We start from the raw sequence: 3,178 nt of genomic DNA on the forward strand, positions 1-3,178 counted from the left end.
CCGCATGGAGCAATCTGCTCGCAGGCAAAAGCGGCATCGGACGGATTACCCGCTTTGACGCATCCGACATCAACAGCCAAATCGCCGGCGAAGTGCGCGATTTCGACATCGGCCAATACATCAGCGCGAAAGAAGCGCGCCGCATGGACGTGTTTATCCATTACGGTATCGCCGCCGCCCTGCAAGCCATCAATGATTCAGGCTTGGACGATTTGGAAACCCTCGACAAAGACCGTGTCGGTGTCAACATCGGCTCCGGTATCGGCGGCCTGCCGAGCATTGAAGCTACCGGCAAAGCCGTACTCGAAGGCGGCGCGCGCAAAATCAATCCTTTCTTTATTCCTGGCTCGTTGATCAACCTGATTTCCGGCCACGTGACCATCCTTAAAGGCTACCGCGGCCCGAGCTACGGCATGGTTTCCGCCTGTACCACCGGCGCACACTCCATCGGCGACTCTGCACGACTGATTAAATACGGCGATGCGGATGTGATGATTGCTGGCGGTGCGGAAGGCGCGATCAGCACTTTGGGCGTGGGCGGCTTTGCTGCGATGAAAGCCCTTTCCACCCGCAACGACGATCCTGCCACCGCATCCCGTCCGTGGGACAAAGGCCGTGACGGTTTTGTTATCGGCGAAGGTGCGGGCGTGCTGGTGTTGGAAGAATTGGAACACGCGAAAAAACGCGGTGCGAAGATCTACGCCGAAATCGTCGGCTTCGGCATGAGTTCCGATGCCTACCACATTACCGCGCCTAACGAAGAAGGCCCGGCATTGGCGGTTACCCGTGCGCTGAAAGATGCCGGCCTGAACCCTGAAGACGTTGATTACGTCAACGCACACGGTACGTCCACTCCGCTGGGCGATGCCAACGAAACCAAAGCCCTCAAACGCGCTTTGGGCGACCATGCGCACAAAGTCATTGTCAACTCTACCAAATCCATGACCGGACACTTGCTCGGAGCGGCTGGCGGCGTGGAAGCGTTGTACAGTGTGTTGGCAGTGCACGAGCAAAAATCTCCACCGACCATCAACATCTTTGAACAAGACGTTGAAGCCGGTTGCGATTTGGACTACTGCGCCAACGAAGCGCGCGACGCGAAAATCGACGTTGCCATCTCCAATTCCTTCGGCTTTGGCGGTACCAACGGCACATTGGTATTCAAACGCTTTACAGGCTGATATAGGTTTTAAGCCAGATTGAAAAGGCCGTCTGAAACTTGGTTTTCAGACGGCCTTTATATTGTCCGTATTATAAATATTGTTGATAATCTATATCATTTATAGAATAATATGGTTTCGTCTAAAATTTGTCCGAGTTTTTCGGATGAATAGTCTAACCATATTCTACATCAGGAGTAAGCGATGAAACGCATCGGCATTTTGACATTGGCCGCCTTAGCTGCCATACCTGCATTTGCAGCTGATTTCGGCCATGAACAAGCATTGGCCATAGACGGCAAACCTGCTTATCTGGCAGAAACATCGGCCCGTATTTTGGCAAGTGAAGATTTGACTGCGCCGCAGTTGGTTGAAGATATTGCCGATGGGTTGGGGTCGAAAAAAATTCCGGGTTATAAATTGATGATTATGGGCCGTACTTATTCGGTGGCGGCGGAAACCAAACCGCCCAGAGAGGGCCAAACTCAGTGGCGAGATAATACGTTCATTCATCGCGGCGTAAAACTGTTTGTCGGTATTCCGGTTAAAAACGGCAAGATGGATTTGGCAGCTGCCCGATTGATTAATATCGGCGTGGTTGACGATAACGGTGGTGCCGCGCCTCATGATGAGGGTGAAAAAATCCGTCCGGTCGGCAAGCAGCTGATGTCTCCCGATACCAAAGTGGAAAATGTGAAACTCAATATTGCCAAACTGACATTCCCAAATATGAAATTGGGCGAAACCAGTGGCGGTGGTGTGAAATTGGAAGCATCGGCAACATTGGACGGTAAACCGATACAAACCAAAATTGACAGCACTTTCTCCCGCTTCTATTCGGCCAAACCAGCCGCTACACGGCCGTTTATGGCAGATGCACGGTTTGTGAAATAATCGCAAAGGCCGTCTGAAATCCAGTTTCAGACGGCCTTTTATTCATAAAAGCAATTTAATACCGCATCATCTTGGCATCGATTTGCTCCGCCCAAGCATCAATACCGCCTTGCAGGTTGTAGAGGTTTTCAAATCCGGCGTCTTCCAAATACATAGCCGTGTGCAGGCTGCGGATGCCGTGGTGGCAATAGACGACGATAGGTAAATCATCGTCGGGCAGCTCGTTTTGGCGCAGGGGGATGAGGTTCATCGGAATATGAATGGCAGCGGGCAGGGTGCAGATGGCGCGTTCTTCATCAGTTCGGACGTCGAGCAGGTGAAATGCGCGGCCTTCGTCCTGCCATTGTTTCAATTCGGTGGGCGGGAGTTGGATGATGTCGGTCATAAAGGTGGGGATAAAAGCATGAGGCCGTCTGAACTTTCGGACGGCCTGTTGTTTAAAAATCGAAATCGCCGAACGGATTGGCCGATTTATCTTCCAAGTGGGCCACGACGGTGTCGAACAATACTTTTTCGGAAAACTCATTGCCGTTGCGCGTCAGCAAAAGCGCGTGTTGTACCGGTTTGCGGCCGACAATGATGACCATGCGGCCGCCGTCTTTCAATTGCTCTTTTAAGATTTTAGGCACTCGGTCTACTGCGCCGCCCACATAAATTGCATCAAAAGGCGCGCCTTGCGATGCTTCGGTCAGGCCGTTGTTTTGCACATAATCGACGTTGGCAAAGCCCAATTCGTCCAAAACTTTTTTGGCGCGTTGCTGCTGCTCGGCATCGATGTCGTCGGTGACGACTTTGCCGGCCAGTTTGGACAGCAGGGCGGTTGCATAGCCTGAGCCTGTACCGATTTCTAAGACGGTTTCGTCTTTTTTCAGTTTCAAACCTTGAGCCAGGCGGGCAACGACTTTAGGTTCCAACATCTTATGGCCGTTGGCCAGCGGCAGCTCCATATCCGCATAGGCCAAGCCTTGAAAAGCCTCGCCGACGAAATGTTCGCGCCCGATCTCCTCCAAAGCATCCAAAATGTCGAAGTCCAAGACATCCCACGGACGAATCTGCTGTTCAACCATATTGAAACGCGCTTTTTCAAAGTCCATATTTGTGCTCCGTTCAATTCTTAATTTTAT

At 51.8% G+C, this 3,178-nt stretch carries 4 protein-coding genes; 2 read left to right on the forward strand and 2 right to left on the reverse strand.

All coding sequences use genetic code 11. The features are described from left to right. A partial coding sequence (gene fabF, locus ACTHUT_RS16485; RefSeq protein WP_440419101.1) for a beta-ketoacyl-ACP synthase II occupies nt 1-1,181 on the forward strand: 1,181 nt, incomplete at its 5' end. 183 nt (nt 1,182-1,364) lie between these two features. Further along, nucleotides 1,365-2,054, forward strand: a complete 690-nt coding sequence (locus ACTHUT_RS16490) for a hypothetical protein (RefSeq protein WP_440385965.1) — start codon at nt 1,365-1,367, stop codon at nt 2,052-2,054. 55 nt (nt 2,055-2,109) lie between these two features. Here the strand turns inward: ACTHUT_RS16490 and ACTHUT_RS16495 are convergent, their stop codons facing one another. Then, the gene (locus ACTHUT_RS16495) at nt 2,110-2,439 is read right to left on the reverse strand and encodes a rhodanese-like domain-containing protein (protein ID WP_070824119.1); all 330 of its coding nucleotides are present in this window, start codon (nt 2,437-2,439) and stop codon (nt 2,110-2,112) included. A gap of 52 nt (nt 2,440-2,491) precedes the next feature. After that, nucleotides 2,492-3,148 carry a protein-L-isoaspartate O-methyltransferase family protein gene (locus tag ACTHUT_RS16500; protein ID WP_440385966.1) on the reverse strand — a complete coding sequence of 219 codons (657 nt, stop codon included), beginning with the start codon at nt 3,146-3,148 and terminating at the stop codon, nt 2,492-2,494. Nucleotides 3,149-3,178: the final 30 nt, after the last annotated feature.

It is taken from the genome of Neisseria sp. P0022.S010 (genome assembly GCF_051956635.1).